This window comes from Enterobacter sp. HG048, from assembly GCF_024702055.1.
GTDB lineage: Bacteria > Pseudomonadota > Gammaproteobacteria > Enterobacterales > Enterobacteriaceae > Enterobacter > Enterobacter dykesii.
The window spans coordinates 11,579-35,424 of the sequence record NZ_JANLIZ010000009.1 but is presented as its reverse complement, the minus strand read 5'-3'; the positions used below and the strand labels follow the sequence as shown (position 1 = coordinate 35,424).

Here is a 23,846-nt window from a genome sequence, read left to right as displayed (position 1 = left end):
TGTCCAGCTTTTTGTTACACTCGTTTCATTCCCATTGAGAGTGAGTAAAGATGCGATATCTGAGCAAGGATGAACGGCGGGAAGCCATCTTACAGGCCGCCATGCGCGTGGCGCTGGCAGAAGGACTGGCGGCAATGACGGTACGCCGCGTTGCGGCTGAAGCCGGAGTCGCGACCGGACAGGTTCACCATCATTTTACCTCCGGCGGGGAATTAAAATCGCTGGCCTTCGTACGGTTGATTCGCGAGCTGCTGGATGCCGATGTTGCGGGTAAACAGGCCGGCTGGCGGGAACAGCTCCATGCCATGCTCGGCAGCGATGACGGTAGGTTTGAGCCCTATATTCGCCTGTGGCGTGAGGCGCAGCTCCTGGCCAGCCGTGATGCCGACATCAAAGGCGCGTATGTGATGACTATGGAGATGTGGCACCAGGAAACAGTGGCGCTTATCAAAGCAGGAACGGAGGCCGGAGCATTTCATCCGGGCGATCGGGCGGAAAATATTGCCTGGCGCTTGATTGGTCTGGTGTGCGGCCTTGACGGAATGTATATCTTAAACATGCCTGAAATGGACGAAGCCGCCTTTAACAACCATCTTGATACATTAATCACGCTCGAGCTGTTTTCTGGCCCGTCTCATCAGTGATGTTGCCGGGTGGCGGCGACGCCCTACCCGGCCTGCGTTTTACCGTCTCCTGGCCCGTTAAGACTGCAGCATGCCGTGCTGCATCAGGAAACCCCACCAGGGAATGCCGAGGAACATGTGGATTAAAAACGTGCACAGCGCCACGAGCGTGCCTATTGTCCACCATGACCTGATGTCGTTATATCCGGCGGCGAAGATAATCGGCCCCGCTGCGCCGCCATAGTGCGTGATGCAACCCCCATAAGAGTTGGAAAACAGAATGGCGAGGGCAAGCAGAACGGGTGCCGTTCCGGTGACCAGCCCCACGGTGGCAAAGACCGGCACCATCGCCGCGACGTACGCCCCGCCGGAGGCAAAGAAATAGCGAACCAGCACGCTGAGAAACACGATAATAACGATGGTCATATTCCCCGCGCTGAGAAAATCGAGGTGCGTTGACAGGAAATCAGCCAGCCAGCGGAAAAATCCCTCCTTGCTCAGCGTAGCGCTCAGACCGATGATGCCCCCGTACCACATGAGGGTATTCCAGCCGCCTTTGTTTTTCTGTACATCGCTCCAGCCGATAATATTAAACAGCAGCGCTGCCCCCATCGCGATAATGGCGACGGCGGATTCATTTAGCCCAAGGTGACGCGAGAAGATCCAGCCTAATAACGCGGCGATAAAAATCACCACCAGCCCCTTCTCTTTGAGGCTCATTGCACCGAGGCTTTGCAGACCGTTGGTAGCAATCGCGACATTATCAATCTTTTTAATTTCCGGCGAGGCAACGCGGTAACAAATATAGGGGATAATACACAGCATCAATAACCCCAACGGTGCACCCGCCAGCATCCAACCGATCCAGCTAATATGAATATGGAAAATGTCGGAAATAAGCTGTAGCGCTAACGCGTTCCCGGCAAAACCGGTTAAAAACATATAGCTGGTCGTTTTAGTCACCATATAGACATTGACCATTAAATAACGGCCGGCCTTGCGCGGTGACTCTTGTGGCGTTGAGCCTAATACCGTCGCGATACTGTTAATAATAGGGAAAACCACTCCACCTGCCCGCGCGGTATTTGAGGGCGTGGCGGGTGCCAGCACCAAATCCAGCAAGGCGGTTACATAACCCAGCCTCAGCGTCGTGCTGCCAAATTTCAGGATAAACCAGTAAGCAATCCGTTTCCCCAGACCGGTGGTGACAAACGCCGCGCTAAGCGTAAAGGCGCTAAACACCAGCCAGGTTGTGCCTGAGGCGTATCCGCTAAGAACGTCCATGGATTTCACGGGAGAATCGGGGAATTTGGTCACGGTAAAACAGGTCAATGCGACCGCGACCAGCATGATGACGGGTTCAGGATAGGGTTTAATGACCAGCCCAACGATGGCCGAAAGATATATACCTGCCAGTATCCACGCCTCTTTGGTTAACCCATCAGGTGGAGGAATAAATATTGATAAAAATATTATTACGGCAAGTAAGATTATTTTTAAAACATTGGAGTTAAGCATATCTCACCCATGAGAAAAGGGTCCCTGAATAGCGGAGGCCGCTCCTGAGAGAAGCCCCCACCGATAAAATATCGTTTATCAAATATAAAAATGACAATTACACACTAACAGTATTGATATTAACACTTTCATTGAGCTGATATTCGGCAAGAGTATCAAAACTGAGATAGCGATAGATATTTTCATGCGCATCATGAAGTTTATTCGTATAGTCAAAATATTCTTCCACGGTTGGCATTTTTCCCAGCATGGCCGCGACGGTGCTTAATTCAGCTGAGGCAAGGAATACTTTCGCATTCGTTCCCAGACGATGCGGGAAATTTCGGGTGGACGTTGATACCACGCTACTCCCTTCACGCACCCTCGCCTGGTTCCCCATGCACAGGGAACAGCCCGCAGGCTCGATTCTCGCCCCCGCTTTAATAAACTGATTAAAATAGCCCTCGCGGGAGAGCTGTTGGGCATCCATTTTTGTCGGCGGTGCGAGCCACAAACGCGCCTGGTTTTCGCTGGCACCGGCCATGATTTCACCCGCAGCGCGGAAGTGACCGATATTTGTCATGCAGGAGCCAATGAAGACCTCTTCGACAGGAGTGCAGGCAACTTCCGAAAGTAACCGGGCATCGTCCGGATCGTTCGGGGCGCAGACCACCGGCTCGGTGATTTCATTGAGATCGATCTCAATGACTGCCGCATATTCCGCGTCAGGATCGGCGCGGAGCAGCGACGGGTTAGCCAGCCACGCCTCGATTTCAGCAATGCGTCGTTCAAGCGTGGCGGCGTTCTCGTATCCCTGCTTAACCATCCAGCGCAGAAGAGCCGCATTGGAGCGAAGATATTGCGCGACATTCTCTTCCGCCAGGCGCATAACGCACGCGGCGGCGGACCGTTCGGCGGAGGCGTCAGCCAGTTCAAACGCCTGCTCTGCGCTTAATGTTTCCAGGCCTTCAATTTCGAGGATCCGGCCCGAGAAAACGTTGCGCTTATTCTTTTTCTCGACCGTCAACAGTCCCTGCTTTCTGGCGTAGAGCGGAATGGCATGCACCAGGTCGCGCAGGGTGATCCCTTTCTGCATCTCGCCCTTAAAGCGCACCAGCACAGATTCAGGCATATCCAACGGCATAATGCCGGTTGCGGCGGCGAACGCAACCAGCCCGGAGCCGCCCGGGAAGGAGATCCCCAGCGGGAAGCGGGTATGGGAGTCGGCACCCGTGCCTACCGTATCCGGCAGCAGCATGCGGTTAAGCCAGGAGTGGATGATGCCGTCGCCCGGCCTAAGCGCCACCCCATTCCGTCGGGTGATAAACTGCGGCAGGGTTTCATGCAGCTGGACATCTACCGGCTTAGGGTACGCAGAGGTATGGCAGAAAGACTGCATCACCAGATCGGCTGAAAACGTGAGGCAGGCAAGGTCGGTCAGCTCGTCGCGCGTCATTCCGCCGGTGGTGTCCTGAGAACCGACGGTAGTGATTTTTGGCTCGCAATACTGTCCCGGGCGGATCCCCGCCACGCCGCAGGCTTTACCCACCATTTTCTGCGCCAGCGTAAAGCCGGTTGCGGATGGCGCAGGTGAAGCGGGCGTGCGGAATACCGCTGAAGGCTCAAGCTTCAGTGATTCCCGCGCTTTCGCCGTCAGGCTGCGTCCGATAATTAACGGGATCCGCCCGCCGGCGCGCACTTCGTCCAGCAGCACCTCGGTTTTCAGGGTAAAAGTCGTCACCAGCCGCTGGCTTTCTGTCTCACGAATTTCGCCCTTGTACGGGTAAAGATCGATCAGCATCCCGGTCGTCAGCGCGGAGACATCCATCTCTACCGGCAGCGCGCCGGAATCTTCCAGGGTGTTGAAGAAAATAGGCGCGATTTTGCCGCCAAACACAAACCCGCCGTTACGTTTATTCGGCACGTACTGAATGTCGTTCCCGATGTGCCACAGAATGGAGTTGGTGGCGGATTTACGTGAGGAGCCGGTCCCCACGACGTCACCGACGTACGCCAGCGGCCGGCCCGACGCTTTCAGTTCTGCCAGCTGGCGCAAAGGGCCACGCACGCCGGGCTCATCAGGCGTAACCCCTTCCCTGACGTTACTGAGCATGGAGAGCGCGTGCAGCGGAATATCCGGACGTGACCACGCCTCCGGTGCCGGAGACAAATCGTCGGTATTGGTCTCGCCGGGAACCTTAAACACCTTCAGGGTAATTTTTTCAGGCATGGCCGGACGGAGCGTGAACCAATCGGCATTTGCCCAGGAGTGAAGCACCTCTTTTGCCCGGACGTTGCCGCTCTTCGCTTTGGCTTCCACCAGGCTGAATTTTTCAAAGATCAGGATGGTAGAAGAGAGCTGCTCGGCGGCCAGCGGCGCGAGGTTCGGATGATCAAGAAGCTCAATCAGCGGCTGGACGTTATAGCCACCCTGCATAGACCCCAGCAGCGTTGTGGCCGCGTCGGGAGAAAGCCCGTTAACATGGTATTCCTGCAATGCCACCTTAAATAAAAAATCGGCTTTTAGCTTTGCCGCAGGATCAACCCCCGGCGGAACGCTGTGGGTTAATAAATCCAATAATTGTGCATGATATGCGGACGCATCATTTATTAAACAATGAATAAGTGCATCGGTTTGTTCCGCCGTTAACGGTTTCGCCGGAATACCCGATTCAGCGCGCGCTTTCTGGTGCTGATGATAATCATCTAACATAGGTTCTCCTGTTAAAGCTAAAGTTGTTCGCAAAATTCAGTTAATCGTTCGAGTCCGTATGGCCATTCGCCAAAACCGGACTCAGAATTAATGTGTCCGGCCTCCCCGATATCGATGAGATGGCCACGCCAGCGCGATGCCCAAAAGTGAGCGCGCGCAAAAGGCATCAGTGGATCGTTTCGGCTGGCAAATATCATGCAGGGGACGGGTAATGGCGTTGGCTGAATGGCCTCTTCAAGTCTGAAAAAAGCAGGCTCTGCCGGTGCGACCATCACCACCCCGGCTACGTTTATCCGCCGCGTTTGCAGCAGCCGACAGGACGCCAGCGCGCCAAAGCTGTGGCCGACGAGAATGGCGGGCAGCGGGCACATTGCCAGCTCGCGGGTAATGGCCGAGACCCAATTTTCGATATCGGGCTCTAACCAGTTTTTCTGCTGGATCCGTTTCCAGAAGGGAAAACGCCGCCCCCAGCAACTTTGCCAGTGATGTTCATCGCTGTCTCTGAGACCCGGGACCAGAACAAGGGTGTACACCTTACTGAGCTGCTGCAGGCGTTGTTCAATCATGAGGTTTTCCTGTTACGCTATTCGCGATTATTCGGGTGGCAACTGCGACAATAGCCAGCCAACGGAAATAAGATCGGCGCTACCGCCGGGGCTTAAATTGCGTTTAATAAATTCCGCGTCCATTCTGAGCAGCGCGTTAACCAATTTATCCGCCGGGAGACGTTTTATTTTTAATAACCGCCTCGAATAGCGTCTGGCGTAGCTCAGACCTTTTATTCCCCCACGGGAAACCAGGTTGGTATCCGGATTCGCCGCCATCAAACCCAGCAGCATCCTTAAGAGCGCCACGTCTTCGAATTCGCCCTGACCTAACGCGGTGTGCAGGTGCGGGAGACCCGCCTGGCGAACGGTCATAAAACCGCTGGCCGCTTCCCCTCTCGCCCCGGTAAATCCGTATGTCTGGAACTGCTGCTCGCCCTTCGTTCTGGCGATGCCGGTGGTTTTCAGCTCCTGCTCAACGATGCCGGTACAGATAATGCGGGTCTCACGGCATAAACTGCGCTGCGTGAGCGTTTCATCCCTTTGTGTCAGACGTCCCGCCGCGGCGCACAGCAGCCCCAGCGAGAAGATCCCGCCTTTATGGGTATTCACCCCGCCGGTCGCGTTAAACATCGCCTGCTCGCAGGCCAGGCCGGTCGGTCTTATGGCTCGCAGCGTTTGCGGGCCAGCAAGACGAGCCGTCTCTCTGCCAACGCTAAAGAACGTTGAGAACCAGGGCGCAATCGCCGCAATGCTGGTCATGAACAGCGCAAAATCCATGTCGCTATGCGCCCCGCTGTTTACGCGATCCACCAGACCCGGCTTCGGGGTTAAGCGAATTTCCCGATACATTGCCTCGGCAGCCAGCTCAGCGAAGGTGCGCTGAACGTCTGGCGCTTTACATCTGGCAAGCGAAGTAGTCATCGGTTAACTCCTCGATTATGCGCGCGAGTTCGGCCTGCGAATGACGCCGCGCACGAGAGCAAACGTGGGCCGGTTCATGACAGATAAAGCAACTGCGCATCGGCTGCTGGATGGCGTTTCTTTTCAGCAGCCCCTTTTTCGGACAAAGCACGTCGATGTCCCACAGGCGCCCCAGAGGATGGTTATCTTCCAGATGCGCCGTGACGTGTTTTATCATCCACGCGGGTGCCGACACCGACCAGAGCGCTTCGGGGCCGGAGACCGGCTGCAGGATCTGATGCCGGCACACCGTCCACTGATGGGTGCGGAATACTTCGCCGAGCGCCTGATTCGCGGCGGCCATCACCCGTCTGGCCAGGTCGGTATCCTTCACCTCCCCCGGCCAGACCAGCGTGACGGATACAACCGTATGTTCCGACTGAAACAGCCACGCCTGCTGGCGACGGGCTCGCTGCTCTCTGGCGCTTAACACCTGTTCCAGAGAGACTTTCGCGTTCGAGGCTTTATCCGTCATGACGATTACTCCTTCACCTGACGAACCACGTCAATCACGCTGCCGTCGCGGTAGCGCACCACGCCGACGATGCGGTCAGTGAACTCAACAGACTTAGGTTCACCCGAGATGAGCAGCGCCCTTTGATACAACGCGTCGATGTCGACAACGGACAGCCCGGCGTTAATCAGGCGTTCGCGAATTTCCGGGCGTGCCGGGTTAACGGCAATGCCGTGATCGGTAACCAAAACGTCGATACTTTCGCCCGGCGTCACCAGGGTGGTGACCTGCCTGACGACGGTAGGAATGCGGCTGCGGATCAGCGGCGCAACCACGATGGTGAGATTTGCCGCCGCGGCGACGTCGCAGTGTCCGCCCGACGCGCCGCGCATCACGCCGTCGGAGCCGGTCAGGACGTTAACGTTGAACTGGGTGTCCACCTCCAGCGCGCTGAGGATGACCACGTCCACCCTGTCGCAGCAGGCGGCTTTTGCGGCCGGGTTCGCATACACGTTGGTGGAGATCTCCACGTGGTCGGGATTGATGGTCATGGAGGCCGCTGCCGCGCCGTCAAAGCTTTGCGTATCGAGGATCTTTTCAATTAACCCTTTCTGATGCAGATCGACAATGCTGCCGGTGATCCCGCCGAGCGCGAAGCGGGCGACAATATTGTGCTTGCGCATGCGGGTTTCCATAAACCGCGTGCAGGCGGTTGACGCCGCCCCTGAACCGGTCTGAATGGAAAAGCCGTCGCGGAAGTAGCCGGAGTGTTCGATAACGTCGGCCGCAGAGCGGGCAATCATCAGCTCGCGCGGATTACTGGTCACCCTGGCGGCGCCGACGCTGATTTTTGCCGGGTCGCCGACGCTCTCAATCTGCACAACATAGTCAACCTGATCCTGAACGATACTGGCTGGCAGGTTGGGGAACGGCTTCAGGGTTTCGGTGAGCAAGACCACCTTTCTGGCATATTTCGCGTCAACCATCGCATAGCCGAGAGAGCCGCACTGCGACGTGCCGCCGTTGCCGCTGGCATTGCCGTATTCGTCGCTGCATGAGACCGCCAGAAACGCGACATCAATGGCAATTTCGCCCTGCTGAATCAAATTCACCCGCCCGCCGTGGGAGTGGATCTGCACCGGCTCGTCCATCAGCCCGTGCGAAATCGCATCCGCCAGTTCGCCGCGCATCCCGGAGGTGTAGATTTTGCCGATCACGCCGTTGCGAATGTGCGCGATAAGTGGCGAATTGCACGACATCAGCGAGCTGGACGCGAGCGTGATCCCCTTTAAGCCGCGCTGGGCCAGCTTATCCATCACGTAATTGATGACCTTATCCCCTTCACGAAAGGCGTGATGAAAAGAGACGGTCATGCCGTCATGCAAATCGCAGCGGGCCAGCACATCGTCCACGCTGGCAAAGAGTTTGCGCTGATACTTTTGCTGGCTGTCAGCAAGATAAGGCGTCGTCGCGTTAGCGCCGCTGAAGGCGACGTACTCACGGCGAGAGCCAGGAATGTGGTGCAGGGTTTCAGTTTGGTTTTTCATTTTTCATCCTGTCGCTTGCGATAAAGGGGATTACTGACGAATGCCGGAGGCATTTTTACGTTCGATCACGACGCGGGCATGGTTGATGATTGGCGCATCGATCATTTTTCCGTTCAGCGAAATCACCCCCAGTCCGTTGCGTTCACCCTCCTCTGCGGCGGCAAGCACGCGCTCTGCATAATCCACCTCTTCCTGCGTTGGCGCGTAGGCGTTATGAAGAATTTCAATTTGTCGTGGGTTAATCAGCGATTTTCCGTTGAAGCCCATCCGGCGGATGAGATCCACTTCTTTCAGGAAACCGGCCTCGTCGTTCACATCGGCGTACACCACGTCGAAGGCGTCAATACCGGCTCCGCGCGCGGCATGTAATACGGCGCAGCGGGCATAGAACAGCTCCGTTCCGTCGCCCCGCTCGGTTTGCATATCCATCACGTAGTCAAAGGCGGCCAGCGCAATACCCATCAGGCGGTCGGAGGATTTCGCAATGGCGACAGCGTTAATCACGCCAACCGCAGATTCTATCGCCGCCATTAATTTCGTTGAGCCAACGGGACGTCCGCAGGTTTCTTCAATGCGGACGATTTCACGTTCGAGCTGATGAATATCTTCCGGGGAATCGGTTTTGGGTAAACGAATGACATCGACGCCTGCCCTGACGGCAGCTTCCAGATCTTTTAATCCAAAAGGCGTATTCAGCGGATTAATTCTGACAACGGTTTCAATATCGTTGTACATCGGGTGTTGCAGGGCGTGAAATACCAGAAGGCGGGCGCTGTCTTTTTCTTTTAGCGCAACGGCATCTTCCAGATCAAACATTATGGAATCAGGCTTGTAGATAAATGCCGTTGATAGCATGGCGGCACTCGAACCGGGAATAAATAACATACTGCGGCGTAACTTTTTCATTATAACGTTTCCCATGCAATGTCTTCCCGGGCCATTCCTCTGAGCAGAGCAGCCTGCACGCGGGCGCGGATCACGCAGTCCAGCGCACCTTTATCATCAATAACGACAAGCCCTTGCTCAATGTTGAACGCGGCCAGGGTTTCATTGACAACCTCAGTAATTCGGTCGCCAAATTGCTTATACACTTCGCTCTGGATGACCACATCCAGCCCGCTCTCGACGGGACTGACCTTGACCATCAGGTCGCTGGACTCCAGCGTTCCCGCCATTGCGGCTTGCACAATTTTCATATCATTTTTCCTGTGATAACGCGTTTAAACCGCTGCCGACATCGGTTCAGATAAACAAGGCTGATGCTGTACCTCTTTATTCAAAAACGCGCGCGTGGTGGCTGGCACCATGCGGCTGGCAGCAGTGAGTTTGTTTTCATCTAATAAACGACGAACGGCTGAAGCTGAGACCGGCACATTGTTGCCATCCGTTCTTCTTTCTATTTCGTGTACGCTGATTCGCGCCGCTGAACACGCTTCGTCTTCCAGCCAGCGGTGCATCGCCCGGTTATATTCCGCGGTTAACGGGCAGAACGGCTCGGTACCGACAAAACGATGATTAATATTCAGCGCGGGGGCGATAAAACTTCTGAACAGCATGAGGTCAATAGCGGCATAGGCTTTATCGATGACCTGCTTATCCTTCAGGAAATAGCCCGGAAATGTGCCGCGAGAAATAATATATGCCGACCCCGGATGCACAGTGACATTTTGCAGATGCTGCGATCCGTCTTTGACCATCGCAAACCGTTCTTTAAAAGAAAAAGCGGAGACATCTTCCTGCACTACGAAAACATGCAGCCAGTCGCACCGGCTGGCCGCATGCTCAATAAGATATTGATGGCCCAGGGTGAACGGATTCGCGTTCATCACAATCGCGCCAGTGTTTTGCCCCGGCACGAAATGATGACGACGCAGCTGGCTGCAGTAACGATGAATACCAACCGGCGTATTCTCCATTAACGCCGCACAGTTCTCGATCGTCACCAGGGGATAAAACCCGCATCCGCGAAATGACTTTACGTTATCCGGGCGGGTAAAAAGAAAGAGCTGATGTTCGCCATTTTGTGCCGCCAGCAGCTCGGCCTCATGAATTAACGTCAGGCTTAACGACGTGCCCCGCCACCCGGCATCCACGGCGATGCATTTCAGCGTGTTACCCGCAATGCCGGTGCAGGCGACAAGCTGGCGCTGATAGCGCGCAGCGATAAATTGCTCAATATCGTTATCAATGCCTAAACCGTTGCGGGCCAGGAAGCGGGCTACCTCCTCTCTGGCCAGAGCGTTACCGGCTTTAATCACCTCAAATTCTGGCGTGGTGGCGGTGTACATCGTCTCTCTCCTGAGCGTCTAGACGGTTAATTCTTGCTGCTGGGGTTGCGCTTCCACGATGGTGTTCATCAGGCGGCCAATGTTTTCAATTTCGACTTCGACGCGATCGCCATCGCGCATAAACAGAGGCGGATTACGTTTTTTCCCGACGCCGCCGGGCGAGCCGGTAATGATGACGTCCCCGGCGCTGAGGGAGGTGAACGTGCTGATGTAGGCAATAAGATCCGCCACTTTGTGGATCATGCTGCCGGTGGAGTCATTCTGAACCAGCATGCCGTTCAGCCAGGTGTGAATGGTCAACGCGTGAGGATCGGGGATCTCATCCGCCGTGGTCATATACGGGCCAAAGGCACCGGTTTGCTTCCAGTTTTTACCAGCGGTGAACCAGGCGTGCTGCCAGTCGCGGACGGAACCATCCATGTAGCAGCTGTAGCCTGCCACGTGGCTGAGCGCGGTATTGACGTCAATTCGGGAGCCGGGTTTACCGATGATTACGGCCAGCTCGCCTTCGTAATCGAACTCGCTGGAGAGAACCGGTTTTAAAACCGGCCGCGCATGTCCGGTTTGGGAATCAGGAAAGCGAATAAACAGCGTGGGAGCATTATTCGTCTCGGCAAATTCTTTTCTTTTTTCAGCGTAATTCATCCCAACGCAGAATATCTTTCCCGGTTCTTCTATCACGGGCAGGAAGGTAATGTTTTCAGGCATCATATCCACAGGGCAATCGTGATATTGCCTGGCGACGTCAACCGCATCCCATTGCAGAAGGTCTTTTAATGTCGCATAGTGATGGCCGATTTTATTACCCAGATCGATAATGCCGGACTGTGTATAAATTCCGTAACTTTTACGGCCCTGATGAATATAGCTTGCTAATTTCATAATAATACCTGCTTGATATACGTGCTCATTCTGTGTTCACGCCCGGAGGCGTGAACACATTGCCATGCTATTTATTCAGCTGACTGCGCTGGAACCAGTACCTGTTTATTACCGGATGCCAGATACGTTGCCACCACAACGCCCACGCCCAGTAATGCCAGAATAAATCCGGTCATCCCCTGCCAGCCCATTGAGTGGAAGACAAAACCGTTGATAAAACCAATAACCGAACCGCCCATGTAGTAGAAGAATAAATAGAGCGCGACGGCCTGGCCTCTTGCATGCGTTGCATTTTTACTGACCCAGCTTAAACCGATAGAGTGGCAGCCGAAGAAACAGCCGGTAAAAATCACAGCGCCAACAATAAAGGTGACGACATTTGACGTCAGCGTCAGCAGCATCCCTAAGGCCATTATCAGGAACAGCACGCGCAGGACTTTCATGGCGCCATATTTCGCCGATAAGCGACCTGCCTGTGGAGCGGTAAAGAAACTCAGGGCGAAGCTAAAGGAGAGCAGACCCGCGTTTGCCGGTGAAATATGGAACGGCTCGCCTTTCAGGAAGAAGGCCAGATAGTTATAAAGTGAGGTAAATGCGCCAAAAATAATGAAGCTGATAACAAACGCCAGCGCCAGATTTTTGTTTTTGAAATGCGATGCCGCCCCTTTCACCATGCGCATTACATTAAGATTCTGCGTAGGCGTGAAGTTCTTCGATTCTGGCAGCAGGAACTTCACCAGAATGGCAACCGCAATCAGGCTGACCGCAAACCCGTAAAAGATGACATTGATGGAAACGTGATCGATCAGCTGGCTGGCAACAATACGCCCGGACATTCCGCCCATCGAATTACCGAAGACGAAATATCCCGTCACAATACCTGCCGCCACCGGGGCGACCTCTTCACTGATGTAGGCGGTTGCCGCCGCCGCGATGCCGCTTAGCGCCAGACCAATCACCGCACGTAGCGCCACCAGCATTGCCCAGGATTCTACCAGCGGGCAGAGCAGCGTCAGAATGCCGCCCAGCAGGAGGGAGACGATAATTAACCGCTTCCTGCCATAGCGATCGGATAACGTTCCGGTAAACAGCAGCCCAATTGCCAGCAACGCTGTTTCTGCGGATAAGATAATACTCACCTGGCTGACCGGAACATTATATTCCACAGCAAGTGTCGGGAGCAGTGGCTGAATAAAAAACAACGAAGCAAGTTCCGCAAGCCCGGATAAGGCCAGCGCCAGAATGACGCGAATATGCGCGCTGGCTTTTACCGGGTCGGGAGCTTTCAGGGTATTGTTAGCATGCGTTAACGCCATAATAACCTCAGTATTATAGTTAAGGTACAGAGTGTATTTTTGTAAGATGGTTAGCTTTTTAGTTACGACTTTACTTAATCAACTTCAGAGAGCAGTTTTTCTGGCACGCAAACAACGCCTTCAAATAATTTGCGCGACGTGCGAATAACCGCAGCCCGGGTATTTTCGATATTATTTCCGTTCCTCAGCAACGATACGGATATTTTTCCACTGGGGTGTTCAATATCAATAATGTTGGTAAAGCGTTCCTTTGGACGATCGGCAACAATTTTAGCGGCGACGGAGCCTTCAATAATCGTCGCGGTTGAGATACCAATCGAGCCGGTAATCGCCAGTGATTTATGGCAAGTATGCGGCATGAAATAGCGCACCTGAAGCGTGCCGCCGTTACGCGCCCGGCTAAGAAGAACCGGTTTAGGGATCACTTTGTTGGACACGTCCCCTAAGCCCATCGCCGCGCCAGCCTGACGACGCAGGTTCTCAAGCCTTTCTTTAAACGCCCTGTCGCCATCTAATTCTGCCGGTGACTCCCCGCCTGTTTTGCCCAACGCCGAGGCGTCAATCAGGACCATCGGCATCGCCATATCTATACAGGTAACTTCAATCCCGTCGAACACGTTTGTTACGCTGTCCGTTGGCAGCAGTTTTCCGGTTTTCGACCCCGCAGAATTCAGGAAGATTAAGCCAATCGGTGCCGCTGTACCCGGCACACCATCGATCTGGGTATCGCCTTCATATTCGACCCGATAGTCAGGTGTTTGCACTTCCGCGTCGACCAGTGTTCCGGTGTTCAGATTGCGAATACGCACCGTCGTCACCGGGCTTTGCGCCTTGACCAGCCCCTTTTCAATGGCAAAGGGCCCCACGGCACAGAGCATATTGCCGCAGTTAGGCGTGGTATCAACGCGACGTTCGTTCACCATCACTTGTGCGAACAGATAATCCACATCCGCGTCCGGACTGTCGGACAGACTGACGATCGCCACCTTACTGGTTTGCGGACTTCCCCCGCCAATACCGTCAATTTCGAGTTCATGCCCCGCGCCCATCAGGCTGAGTAAAACTGCATCACGCGCTTCGGTTTCCTCTGGCAGATCGCTGGCCAGAATGACCGGACCTTTTGAGGTACCGCCACGCATTAATACGCAAGGGATCTTTAACATGTCTTTTTCTCATTTCGCGTTTATCAGGAACGCAATAAGGTTTTCACACTCCCGTTGATAACTCTAATGTCAAAAAAAGCAGGATTAATACGCTTTGCGTATTAATAGCCCTTCCGTTACCGTGGGTATAGGCAAGCCATAATCAGGTGCGGATATGCAGCATGAATTACAGGGAATACAAGCGTTTGTAAAAATTGCAGAAATCGGATGCTTTACAAAAACATCGCAATTTCTTCACATTTCACAACCGGCTTTAACACGCAGAATTCAAAAGCTCGAAGAGAGCCTGGGGACCACGCTGTTTGAACGGTCCACGCGCAGCGTCAAACTCACAACCGTGGGAAGAGAATTTTTACCTAAGGCAAAGAATTTAATCGATTTTTATGAAAGCGCGGTCCTGAGTATTAAAGAGATGGCGACGCATCAGGCAGGGGTTATTACCGTTTCCTGTATCCCCACTGCCGCTTTCTATTTTCTGCCTTCAGTGATACGAGATTATAACAATGACTACCCAAACATCCGTATCCGCATACTTGAGCACAGTGCCAGCGATTGTCTCGAAGCGGTGTTAAATGGCGACGCAGATTTCGGCATAAATATGATAAACGTCACACATCCAAATATCGATTTTGCGCCGCTGGTTAACGAACCCTTTGTTCTGGCATGCCGACGGGACAACGAGCTGGCGAAAAAACCGCTGGTAACATGGGACGATCTGGCAGGGATGAAGCTGATTGGGGTAAGGCGCTCCAGCGGGAACCGATCGCTTATCGATCAGGCGTTCGAGAAGATGGCATGGAAACCGAACTGGTTTTATGAAGTACGTCACCTGTCAACGTCGCTGGGGATGGTGGAAGCGGGTCTTGGCGTGTCTGTCGTTCCCAGCCTGGCGATGCCGACCGACGAACATCATGTCCTTGTCAGCCGTCCACTGATTGAACCCGTGATAAGGCGTACGCTGGGCCTCGTGCAGCGGCGCGAAACGACCCTGAGTCCGGCGGCGGAAAAATTCCGGGAGCTGATTTTACATCTGTGGTCAGGCGAAAACAGCAGCCCCTGGATCGGCAAGTTTACTCAGCTATAAATTCTGGAACGGTAAAGGGGCCTGTGCCCCTTTGCGTATTATTTCCCGGCCTGAGGATGTGTATCAAAGCCCGCCATTACCGCCGTCAGCTCCGCCAGCGAAAATCCGTGTTTTGCATCGTCAACGCCCAGCCCAAAGCGTTCCTGCATCAGCTGGTAAAGCGCCTCAGCATCCGGCAGATGGATCTGCTCCTCCACATGGCCGTTCCGCCAGTGGGTAAAGTTGAAGTTGGTTAGCGTAAGCTTGCCGCCGTCCGGCAGATGGCGACACATCAACAGATGATGGCGGAAATGCGACTGCGGCCAGTGCGCCGACCAGAAATTCCCCATTACGTAATCGCTGAAATACTGCGTCGTCAGGTCAAACTGGTACATCGACTGCCAGTGCTCGTGGTGACGGAACTGCAGCACCCAGTCGTTCCCCTCGCTCAGCAGACGATACAGCCCGTGCGGCGTCTCCTGTTCTTCATTAGCGAGCAGTCGAATCGGCGCCGTCAGCGTCTGGCCGCCAAAGCCGACATCGGCTATCCAGCGCTCACCGTTAAGCTCAACCAGCAGCAGACGGTGCGTGCGCGGCGGCATTTGCGGCGGATTCGCTAATACCACGCGCCCCAGCACGCTGCGCACCGCAAACCCGACCTCACGCAGGACGCGCTCGAACAGGCCGTTTTGCTCAAAGCAGTACCCTCCGCGACGTGCGGTGACCAGCTTGTCGACCAGGCATCGATCGTCAAGCTGGATTTCGCGCGGCAGAACAACATCAATATTCTCAAAAGGGATCGCACAGTTGTGATGTAAATGCAGCGCGCGCAGGGTATCGATATCCACCCGTGTCGGCTGCGTCCAGCCGATGCGGGCGAAATAGGCGGTCAGGAATGGGGACATGCATCAGTTTCCTTTGATTGTGATGTTCTGTTTATAAACTAATTTTACGCACTCACTTTGATTTCCGTGCTTTTTCGTCATACTCATCGGTGTAGATGAGGAGATCCTATGAGCCACTTTCGCCCTGTTGAATTACGTCATGCCAGCCGTCTGCTGAACCACGGCCCTACTGTGCTTATCACCAGTCGGGATGAAAGCCTGGACAGACGCAACGTGATGGCCGCCGCATGGTCAATGCCCGTTGAGTTTGAACCGCCGCGCATCGCAATAGTCGTGGATAAAAGCACCTGGTCGCGTGAACTGATTGAGCGCAGCGGGAAGTTTGGCATCGTCATCCCCGGCGTGGCGGCGGCCAACTGGACATACGCGGTCGGTAGCGTCAGCGGACGCGATGAAGACAAATTTAACTGCTACGGGATCCCGGTCGTGAACGGTCCTGAGCTTGGCCTGCCGGTGATTGAGGAAAAATGCCTGGCGTGGATGGAGTGCCGGTTACTCCCGGTGACAGCCGCGGCAGAAAAATACGATACCCTGTTTGGTGAAGTGGTTTCAGCGGCAGCCGATGAACGCGCATTTATCGCCGGGCGCTGGCAGTTTGACGGGGATAAGCTGAATACGCTGCATCATCTTGGCGCCGGGACGTTTGTGGCGAGCGGAAAAATGGTGAAGGCGCTGGATTGAGAAAACCCTCCCCCTACCGGGAGAGGGTAACCGTATTACTTCGCACGTCGTGAAATAATCTCATCCGCAACATTCCGCGGGGCTTCCGCAAAATGATGGAACTCCATCGTATACGTCGCGCGTCCCTGGGACATCGAGCGCAATGTCGTGGCATAACCAAACATCTCTGCCAGCGGCACGTCAGCGCGAATAATCTGGCTTCCGTACTGCTCCGCCATCCCCTGCACCATGCCGCGGCGGGAAGAGAGATCGCCCATGATGTTACCGGCGTACTCTTCCGGCGTTTCCACCTCCACGTGCATGATCGGCTCAAGGATCGCCGGATCCGCCCTGCGGGCCCCCTCTTTAAAGCCGAGGATCGCCGCCATGCGGAACGCCATCTCCGAGGAGTCGACGTCGTGATATGAGCCAAACGTCAGCGTCGCTTTGACATCGACAACCGGATAGCCCGCCAGCACGCCGCTGTTCATCGCTTCCCGCAGCCCTTTCTCAACGGACGGAATATACTCGCGCGGCACCACGCCGCCCTTGGTGGCATCTTCAAATTTAAAGCCACTTCCGGGCTCCAGCGGCTCCAGGCTCAGCACCACATGGCCGTACTGGCCTTTACCGCCGGACTGACGGACAAATTTGCCTTCGATATCCTTCACCGTTTTACGCAGGGTTTCACGGTAGGTTACCTGTGGGCGGCCAATGTTCGCCTCGACGCCAAACTCACGCTTCATGCGGTCGACGATGATCTCAAGGTGTAGCTCACCCATCCCGGAGATAATGGTCTGGCCGGACTCTTCGTCAGTATGCAGGCGAAACGACGGATCTTCCGCCGCCAGACGCTGCAGCGCGATCCCCATTTTCTCCTGATCGGCCTTAGTTTTCGGCTCGATCGCCAGCGAGATAACCGGGTCCGGGAACTCCATGCGTTCAAGCGTAATGACGGCGTTCGGATCGGTGAGCGTGTCGCCGGTGGTCACATCCTTCAGCCCGACGCAGGCCGCGATGTCCCCGGCGCGCAGTTCGTCCACCTCGTGGCGATCGTTGGCATGCATCAGCACGATACGCCCGATGCGCTCTTTCTTCCCTTTCACCGGGTTGTACACCGCGTCGCCTTTGCGCAGCACGCCAGAGTACACGCGGATAAAGGTCAGTTGCCCGACGTACGGATCGCTCATCAGCTTGAACGCCAGGGCCGAGAACGGTTCATCATCGCTTGGATGACGCTCCGCGTGCTGCCCTTTTTCATCCACGCCATCAATGGCCGGCACGTCCAGCGGCGACGGCATAAGCTCAATGACCGCATCGAGCATGCGCTGCACGCCTTTATTCTTGAACGCGCTGCCGCACAGCATCGGCTGAATTTCACCCGAGATGGTGCGAATACGCAGCCCTTTGATGATTTCCGCTTCTGTCAGGTCGCCGGTTTCCAGGTATTTGTCCATAAGTTCATCGCTGGCTTCCGCCGCCGCAGAGACCATTTTTTCCCGCCATTCCTGAGCGGTATTCACCAAATCGTCCGGCACGGGCGCATAGGTAAACACCATGCCCTGCGTCGCGTCGTCCCACAGAATGGTGCGCATCTTGATGAGGTCCACCACGCCGGTGAAATGATCTTCTGCACCCACCGGAATGACAATCGGCACCGGATTGGCCTTCAGCCGCTCCTGCATCATCCGTACGACGCGGAAGAAATCGGCACCCGGACGGTCCATTTTGTTGACGAAGGCCAGACGCGGAACGTGATATTTATTGGCCTGACGCCAGACGGTTTCCGACTGCGGCTGCACGCCGCCCACGGAGTCATACACCATCACGGCGCCGTCGAGCACGCGCATGGAACGTTCCACCTCAATGGTGAAATCCACGTGGCCCGGGGTGTCGATGATGTTGATCCGGTGCGGTTCATAGCCTCTGTCCATACCCGGCCAGAAGCAGCTGACGGCCGCGGAGGTAATCGTGATCCCGCGCTCTTGCTCCTGCGCCATCCAGTCAGTGGTTGCCGCGCCATCGTGTACTTCACCCAGCTTGTGGCTCATCCCGGTGTAAAACAGGATGCGCTCAGTGGTGGTGGTTTTACCGGCATCGATATGCGCGGAGATACCGATGTTGCGATAACGTTCGAGAGGGATGGGTCGGGGCATGATATTTCCTTAAGTCTTATGACTTGTCTGTGACGACCAGGATGGTCGTGCATTCGTTCGTTTGCTATAATAGTCCTATTGTACGAGTATTATCGAACTATCTTTTAACGGTTGACCTATTGTTGATATAGCTCAATCTGACGCCAAACGCAGGAATACGATGATCCCAAACCACCCTGAAACTGAACAAATATTGCTGGAAAATGTGCTGTTTGCCCTCGGCAATCCGCTCCGGCTGTCGATTATTCGCCGGCTCGCCGATGGCAGCGAACTCAGCTGTAACGCGCTGCGTCCGGAAGATGTGGTGAAGTCCACGATGACACACCACTGGCGCGTTTTGCGCGACAGCGGCGTGATCTGGCAGCGCCCGCAGGGGCGGGAGAACATGATTTCGTTACGCAGAGAGGATCTGGATGCCCGTTTTCCAGGGCTGATGGAGATACTTTTACAGGCTAAATCATAAGGACATGCCTGTTTTTTCCTGAAAAATGCCCCGTACATATTTGAGGGGGCATTACGTCAGCGAAGGGATTTATCTAACCTGCATACGATATTCAATCATTCCACTTTTCTTCGCAATCCAGTCGTACAATCGTTGCCCGCGATAATTGGCTTCATGCGTATGCCAGTAAAGGTGGCTGGCATGATGTTTTCTCGCTTCTCTCTGAACATATTCTATTAACTGTTTGCCAATGTGTTTGCCCCTTACGGCTTCACAGACGTATAAATCTTCGAGGTAGCAGTAATCGCTCTCAGCCCAGGTCGAGCGGTGAAAAAGATAATGCGCAAAACCCACTATGTCTCCATTACATCGTGCTACCACGCAGAATAGCGGCTCAACGGGGCTGAAAAATCGCTGCCAGGTTCGTTGAGTGACGGCCCCAGAGAGGTCGACATTATAAAATTCCTGGTATTTACTCCACAGTGGCATCCAGCTTTCAAAATCATGTTCTTTAACTGCCTCAATTGTCACGCTCGTATTATTCATATTGCCTCTTTGGTCACCCGTTTATTCGTTTCAGGAAGAGTGTATTCGCTGAATGGCACGTTTTGCCCCGCCAATTCTCGCCATCAAGGCAGACCAATTTTTCATCCTTCTGCGTGCAATATTGCTTTAGAATCAAAAGACACAGAGGGAAAGTGGACAACGTAATGTTTAAGCACGCGCAGCTAGAAACGGTTAAGGCATGGATTATCGACCCCGCTAACGGATCGCTACCGCTTCATGAAAGGATCCAGAGAGCAATACGGACGCTAATACTGGAAGGGGTATTATCTCACGGTAAGGCCCTTCCTGCCTCACGCGCTCTGGCGGCTTCTCTCAGCGTTTCCCGGGATACCATAGAAGCGGCCTACTCCAGCCTGCATGCCGAAGGTTTTATTGAGAGACAAACAGGCAGAGGGAGCTTCGTCTCTTCCAGCGCGCGTTTTTTAAAACCCCGTCCTCGACAGCATCAGCCAACCGCTGAGATACGAAAAGCAAAACTCAGCGTCCGGGGAAAGATCGTTTATGAAAGCGGCGGGATCCGCGAATTTTCTTCACCTCGCCCCCTTGCGCCCGGCATTCCTGAAACCCGCATGTTTCCCATTTCGATCTGGGAGCGTCTTCAGCGACAGGTCCTGAAGGAGTTTCAGCATCAGGCATTAGAGCAAAGTCCCCCACAGGGTATAGAGCGCCTGCGACGGGCAATTGCGGAATACGTCAACCTTGAGCGCGGAACGCGTGCGAGGGCGGAACAGGTCATCGTTCTGACAAGTTCTCAACAGGCGCTCGCGCTCTGTTCCCACGTGCTGATGGACGCCGGGGATGGCATTGTCATTGAAGATCCCTCCTATCAAGGGGCGCACAAAGCGTTCAACGCTGCAGGGCTTCGCTGTATTCCGGTTCCTCTTGATGAAAAAGGCATCTCGGTTGACGGGCTTAATTCTCTGACCGAGCCAGCCAGGGCGATCTACCTGACGCCTTCTCATCAGTACCCTACCGGTGTGACGCTCTCTCTTGACCGACGACTGGCGGTTATTAAATGGGCAAACCGTTACGGAGCCTGGATCATTGAGGATGACTATGACAGTGAGTTTCACTACGAAGGTAAGCCTATGGCCAGTCTTCAGGGGCTTGATACTTCCAACCGGACAATTTATATCGGCACGTTCACCAAGTCTCTGTTCCCTGGGCTACGTATTGCCTACACGATCGTCCCCTCAGAACTGACAGAGCCCTTCACCATGGCGAGAACATTAATGGATGGTCACACCGCCTCAATTACCCAACTGACGCTGGCAAAATTTCTGGAGGGAGGCCATTTTGGCGCCTATGTTCGTAAGATGCGGAGTATTTACGTTGCTCGTCGAGACGCGCTGGCAAGCATGATGGCCGAATATCTCTCCGAATATGTCACCTGTGAAACGCCTGCGGGCGGAATGCAAATGCCTTGTCACCTGAAGCACGGCATATCCGAGAAAGAGATAGCCACCGCCGCCCGCCGCGCGGGTGTTGATATGCTTGGGCTTACCGATTTATATGCAGGTCCCCCCGCGTCCACCGGTTTTTTGATGGGATTTGCAGCTTACACGGAAAGGGAAATAGAAGACGCTGTAAAAAAACTGGCCGCAATTTTCCATCATGTTTGATGCCGTCGACGGGTAAGAGACTGACACTCATTCCGGGCGAGCAAGGCTATAGGCTGGGATCCGCCGGGTTGTTTTGGTGAGCGTATCAAACACCTCGGCGTCGGACGTCACGATCCTCATCCCCGTTTTGCGTAATCTCTGCACATCAGCCGCGATGCGCTGAATGCCAAACCAGAAAAGCCCGTCGAGTGCCGTCACCGACAGCCCGTTTTCCAGCGCCAGCCTGAGGCGTTCCTTCGGGGCTTTAACCTGCTGGGCAATTTGCCGGTAAGGCAGTTCATTGCATCCTGTCGCGTCACTGCGCTGGATACGCGTTTTAAGCTGATAGGTAAACTCCTCAGGTATGCCGTCGAGATCCCTTTTAAGGCTATAGACGCAGCCAAAGCGCTTGCCGTTAAACAGAACATTTTTCTGGCTGAGCTGAAGCTCTTTTCTGAAAACGTCTATCAGCTGAGGCGCACGGGTAAGGAGTAGCCTGAAGGGCAGCTCGAAGCTGGTGACGTAATCCACATTAAGCAGCGCGAGACGCAGCCGCTCCTCTGCACCGGACTGTTGCTCACGACACTCCTCCATCACCTCTGCCCACTGGCGCGTCAGGCGCTCCGGCTCGGCGGCTTCGGTAAGGAGGTATTTTTCAATCTGATAATCAACTCTTCCGGTCATCGTGTTGTATCCCGTCACTGTGGATGCGGTAATTCTATACAGCGCGGTGAGTTTTATAAAGGACTGAACCGCAGCGACATCCTGAAAATGTCGTTGCGATTCAGCATCCTGACGTATCGGATCAGTTCGCCATAATCCAGCCCATCAGCAGCGTAGCGAAAATCACCGTCGACGCGCCGCCGATGCGGGTGGCGATCTGTGCGAATGGCATGAGCGACATCCGGTTAGACGCGGACAAAATGGCCACGTCCCCCGTTCCGCCCAGCCCGCTGTGGCAGCAGGTCACAATGGCCGCTTCCACAGGATACATATTCAGACGCGACGCGATAAAGTAGCCGCTCAGCGCCATCGCAATCACAACCGAACCGCATACCACCACGTATCCCACCGAAAAGACCGACACCACGCTCTCAAGCGGCACGTATAACATCCCGAGGCCGATCATCAGCGGCCAGACCAGCGCAGCCGAGACGAATTTATAGCAACTGTGCGCACCCTGCTCCATTGAGGCCGGGATCACCCTGAAGTATTTACACAGAACGGCAATCAGGATCATCAGCACCGGACCAGGAATGTGAACCAGTTTTTCAAACAATCCGCCGACGATGAAAAACGCGCACACCATCAGCAATCCGCCTCCCATCAGATGAAAATCCGTCTGCTGCGTGCTTTGCGCCCCGGCAAACAGGCTGGCGTCATCTTTACTCCGCGTGAGCATGCCATTTCCCGAAAGCGCAGGACGTTTCGCGCCGAGACGCGCCAGCGAGCCCGCACAAATAATGGCGAAGATATTCCCGACAACCGCAGCGGGTGCCAGCTGCGCAACGTAGACGTCGGGCGTCTGCCCCAGTATTGCCGAATAGGCCAGGGACAGCGGCAAAATCCCCTCGCCGATCCCGCCGCCGATAATGGGCACAATGATGAAGAAGAAGGTGTGGTAAGGCGTATAACCAAACAGTGAGCCCACAATGAGGCCGCTCAGCACGGCCATGCATGTTCCGGCCGCCAGCGGAACAAACATGCGCATCATCCCCTGGATCAGCAGCACCCTGTTCATCCCCAGAATGCTGCCGACCACCAGGCAGGCGATGACGAAATAGAGCAGATTCGCCTCTTTCATCAGCAGATGGACGGTATCAAGGGTATGTTTCCCGAATACGCCAAAATAGACCAGCACGGAAGGCACCATCAGGCACAGGATCGCCGGGCCGCCGATATCTTTCAGCACCGGGATTTGACGCCCTACTTTGGCAAACGCGAAGCCGAGGGTCATAATGACCGCGAGACCACCAATCATATTTTTTGGCAGCAGCCCTGCCCAGGCGGACGTCGCCACAATCGCGGCAATCCCGACGAACAGCATCAACGGGACCGTGCCCACCTCGGTATCGTTGAGCCCAAAGGCAAAACGCGAGGTCGACAGTTCAGAAGTCGGTACAGGATTATCTTTCATATAATCACCTGAATTTGTGTTCGGATAAACAGAGAAAGGAATAACTGAAACTATTCCTGATACGAATAAATGTTCTTAAATATAAATAAAGACTTAGATGGCCTTTTCTAAAAACAGGCTCACGATGAAATTATCACGGGCCTGCGGGTAGAAATGTGAACAATCTGGCCCTTTGCTTTTAAATAACTTAATTCAGCATTAAGTAACTAAAGTTATTTATAACAGCTAATGTCGCTTTCTTGCGTCTTATCAATATTTGACGAAAGTATTAGTTATCCAACTAATGCAATCTTTTTGAAATTAATAAAACCAGAGAGAGTGTGA

General features: G+C 54.4%; 22 protein-coding genes. 5 read left to right on the top strand and 17 right to left on the bottom strand.

What is annotated here, in order from left to right; translation table 11 throughout:
• Nucleotides 1–50: 50 nt before the first annotated feature.
• On the top strand, nt 51–644 hold the full coding sequence (locus NUX24_RS12310; protein WP_257831795.1) for a TetR family transcriptional regulator: 594 nt from the start codon (nt 51–53) through the stop codon (nt 642–644).
• Between the two features lie 57 nt (nt 645–701).
• Here the strand turns inward: NUX24_RS12310 and NUX24_RS12305 are convergent, their stop codons facing one another.
• The 12 genes from NUX24_RS12305 to NUX24_RS12250 all read right to left on the bottom strand — a co-directional run bounded on the left by NUX24_RS12305 (nt 702) and on the right by NUX24_RS12250 (nt 13,991).
• The gene (locus tag NUX24_RS12305) at nt 702–2,141 is read right to left on the bottom strand and encodes an anion permease (protein WP_257831793.1); all 1,440 of its coding nucleotides are present in this window, start codon (nt 2,139–2,141) and stop codon (nt 702–704) included.
• Between the two features lie 97 nt (nt 2,142–2,238).
• Entirely contained in the window at nt 2,239–4,833 is a 2,595-nt protein-coding gene (locus NUX24_RS12300; protein WP_257831791.1) for a bifunctional aconitate hydratase 2/2-methylisocitrate dehydratase, read from the bottom strand.
• A 17-nt stretch (nt 4,834–4,850) separates the two neighbouring features.
• Nucleotides 4,851–5,399 (bottom strand): alpha/beta hydrolase, encoded by a 549-nt coding sequence (locus tag NUX24_RS12295; RefSeq protein WP_257831789.1) that lies wholly within the window; start codon nt 5,397–5,399, stop codon nt 4,851–4,853.
• A gap of 27 nt (nt 5,400–5,426) precedes the next feature.
• Nucleotides 5,427–6,302 carry a triphosphoribosyl-dephospho-CoA synthase CitG gene (gene citG / locus NUX24_RS12290; protein ID WP_257831787.1) on the bottom strand — a complete coding sequence of 292 codons (876 nt, stop codon included), beginning with the start codon at nt 6,300–6,302 and terminating at the stop codon, nt 5,427–5,429.
• The gene (gene citX / locus NUX24_RS12285) at nt 6,277–6,816 is read right to left on the bottom strand and encodes a citrate lyase holo-[acyl-carrier protein] synthase (RefSeq protein WP_126328608.1); all 540 of its coding nucleotides are present in this window, start codon (nt 6,814–6,816) and stop codon (nt 6,277–6,279) included. The genes citG and citX overlap by 26 nt, the downstream gene beginning before the upstream one ends.
• A gap of 5 nt (nt 6,817–6,821) precedes the next feature.
• Nucleotides 6,822–8,342 carry a citrate lyase subunit alpha gene (gene citF, locus NUX24_RS12280; RefSeq protein WP_257831784.1) on the bottom strand — a complete coding sequence of 507 codons (1,521 nt, stop codon included), beginning with the start codon at nt 8,340–8,342 and terminating at the stop codon, nt 6,822–6,824.
• 30 nt (nt 8,343–8,372) lie between these two features.
• Entirely contained in the window at nt 8,373–9,248 is an 876-nt protein-coding gene (gene citE / locus NUX24_RS12275; protein WP_042713724.1) for a citrate (pro-3S)-lyase subunit beta, read from the bottom strand.
• A complete protein-coding gene (gene citD / locus NUX24_RS12270; protein WP_023335831.1) occupies nt 9,248–9,538 on the bottom strand; it encodes a citrate lyase acyl carrier protein in 291 nt (96 codons plus the stop codon). The genes citE and citD overlap by 1 nt, the downstream gene beginning before the upstream one ends.
• A 24-nt stretch (nt 9,539–9,562) precedes the next feature.
• Nucleotides 9,563–10,630, bottom strand: a complete 1,068-nt coding sequence (citC, locus tag NUX24_RS12265) for a [citrate (pro-3S)-lyase] ligase (RefSeq protein WP_257831780.1) — start codon at nt 10,628–10,630, stop codon at nt 9,563–9,565.
• 18 nt (nt 10,631–10,648) lie between these two features.
• Nucleotides 10,649–11,512, bottom strand: coding sequence for a fumarylacetoacetate hydrolase family protein (locus tag NUX24_RS12260; RefSeq protein WP_257831778.1), 864 nt, complete (start codon nt 11,510–11,512; stop codon nt 10,649–10,651).
• Between the two features lie 71 nt (nt 11,513–11,583).
• Nucleotides 11,584–12,828, bottom strand: coding sequence for an MFS transporter (locus tag NUX24_RS12255; protein WP_047651027.1), 1,245 nt, complete (start codon nt 12,826–12,828; stop codon nt 11,584–11,586).
• A gap of 74 nt (nt 12,829–12,902) precedes the next feature.
• Nucleotides 12,903–13,991 (bottom strand): 4-oxalomesaconate tautomerase, encoded by a 1,089-nt coding sequence (locus NUX24_RS12250; RefSeq protein WP_257831776.1) that lies wholly within the window; start codon nt 13,989–13,991, stop codon nt 12,903–12,905.
• 154 nt (nt 13,992–14,145) lie between these two features.
• On the opposite strand from NUX24_RS12250, the gene NUX24_RS12245 reads away from it, so the two are divergent.
• Nucleotides 14,146–15,075: a LysR family transcriptional regulator gene (locus tag NUX24_RS12245; protein WP_052119532.1), complete on the top strand. Its 930-nt coding sequence runs from the start codon at nt 14,146–14,148 to the stop codon at nt 15,073–15,075.
• 38 nt (nt 15,076–15,113) lie between these two features.
• Here the strand turns inward: NUX24_RS12245 and nhoA are convergent, their stop codons facing one another.
• On the bottom strand, nt 15,114–15,959 hold the full coding sequence (gene nhoA / locus NUX24_RS12240; RefSeq protein ID WP_257831773.1) for an N-hydroxyarylamine O-acetyltransferase: 846 nt from the start codon (nt 15,957–15,959) through the stop codon (nt 15,114–15,116).
• 108 nt (nt 15,960–16,067) lie between these two features.
• Between nhoA and NUX24_RS12235 the strand changes: the two genes are divergently transcribed.
• On the top strand, nt 16,068–16,640 hold the full coding sequence (locus NUX24_RS12235; RefSeq protein WP_032651999.1) for a flavin reductase family protein: 573 nt from the start codon (nt 16,068–16,070) through the stop codon (nt 16,638–16,640).
• Between the two features lie 35 nt (nt 16,641–16,675).
• Here the strand turns inward: NUX24_RS12235 and fusA are convergent, their stop codons facing one another.
• The gene (gene fusA, locus NUX24_RS12230) at nt 16,676–18,775 is read right to left on the bottom strand and encodes an elongation factor G (protein ID WP_047651032.1); all 2,100 of its coding nucleotides are present in this window, start codon (nt 18,773–18,775) and stop codon (nt 16,676–16,678) included.
• 160 nt (nt 18,776–18,935) lie between these two features.
• Between fusA and NUX24_RS12225 the strand changes: the two genes are divergently transcribed.
• Complete coding sequence (locus tag NUX24_RS12225; RefSeq protein ID WP_045354132.1) at nt 18,936–19,238, top strand: helix-turn-helix transcriptional regulator; 303 nt, start codon at nt 18,936–18,938, stop codon at nt 19,236–19,238.
• A gap of 69 nt (nt 19,239–19,307) precedes the next feature.
• Here the strand turns inward: NUX24_RS12225 and NUX24_RS12220 are convergent, their stop codons facing one another.
• Entirely contained in the window at nt 19,308–19,763 is a 456-nt protein-coding gene (locus NUX24_RS12220; protein WP_047651034.1) for a GNAT family N-acetyltransferase, read from the bottom strand.
• 164 nt (nt 19,764–19,927) lie between these two features.
• Between NUX24_RS12220 and NUX24_RS12215 the strand changes: the two genes are divergently transcribed.
• On the top strand, nt 19,928–21,406 hold the full coding sequence (locus NUX24_RS12215; protein WP_257831768.1) for a PLP-dependent aminotransferase family protein: 1,479 nt from the start codon (nt 19,928–19,930) through the stop codon (nt 21,404–21,406).
• A 27-nt stretch (nt 21,407–21,433) separates the two neighbouring features.
• On the opposite strand, the gene NUX24_RS12210 is transcribed toward NUX24_RS12215, so the two are convergent.
• Entirely contained in the window at nt 21,434–22,069 is a 636-nt protein-coding gene (locus NUX24_RS12210; protein ID WP_257831766.1) for a helix-turn-helix domain-containing protein, read from the bottom strand.
• A gap of 121 nt (nt 22,070–22,190) precedes the next feature.
• Entirely contained in the window at nt 22,191–23,522 is a 1,332-nt protein-coding gene (locus NUX24_RS12205; RefSeq protein WP_257831764.1) for a 2-hydroxycarboxylate transporter family protein, read from the bottom strand.
• Between the last annotated feature and the right edge of the window lie 324 nt (nt 23,523–23,846).